The sequence below is a fragment of the Kitasatospora sp. NPDC015120 genome (assembly GCF_043080305.1).
Taxonomy (GTDB): domain Bacteria; phylum Actinomycetota; class Actinomycetes; order Streptomycetales; family Streptomycetaceae; genus Kitasatospora.
On the sequence record NZ_JBIBVJ010000059.1, the window covers coordinates 1,651 to 2,253 of the forward strand.

Genomic DNA, 603 nt, shown 5'->3' on the forward strand with positions numbered 1-603 from the left:
CAGCGGATGCAGCCGCTGCAACTCTTCGGCCAGCCGCTCGACCGGCCGCCGCCGAGTAGAGCTGTGGACGCGGGTGTTGACGTCGGTGCAGAACTGCCGGCAAGCCGACTCGAGCTCACCGAAAGAGTGATACTGCTCGCGCAGGTTCACCTCCTTCGGCAACAGGTCGGCTTTGGCGATCCGCACCGTCGCCTCACTTCCTCCCTTCGACTCCGGATCAGCAGGTAAACACGTCCGCAGCGTCGTGCCGTAATGCCGTGCCACCTCCACGATCTCCGGATTGCGGACCGCGATCCCGGCCACGTGATCGATCGTCGCGGTCTTCTCGTTGTCGGTGAGGACATAGACCGGAACCCCGCCCAAGCGGCGGAATGTCGCATCCAAACACGCCGCCACCGTCGGCAATGTCTTGTCCCAGATCGGGATCACCACCCGAAATCGCGACCACGCCAACCATGCGCAGAACAACGTCGTCTTCCGGCCGGAAATCGTTGGCCCGTCACCGAAGTCGTACTGTAACCACAGCCCAGGTTCGGTTACCCACGGCCGATACACTCGCCGCCGACCAGCCCGAAACTGGGCCTTCGCCTCCGCGACCGTCCG

The 603-nt window shown here is 64.2% G+C and carries 1 protein-coding gene; it reads right to left on the reverse strand.

Annotated elements, in window-relative coordinates; genetic code table 11:
- A partial coding sequence (locus tag ACF1AK_RS36240) for a DDE-type integrase/transposase/recombinase (protein ID WP_391503071.1) occupies nucleotides 1-603 on the reverse strand: 603 nt, incomplete at both ends.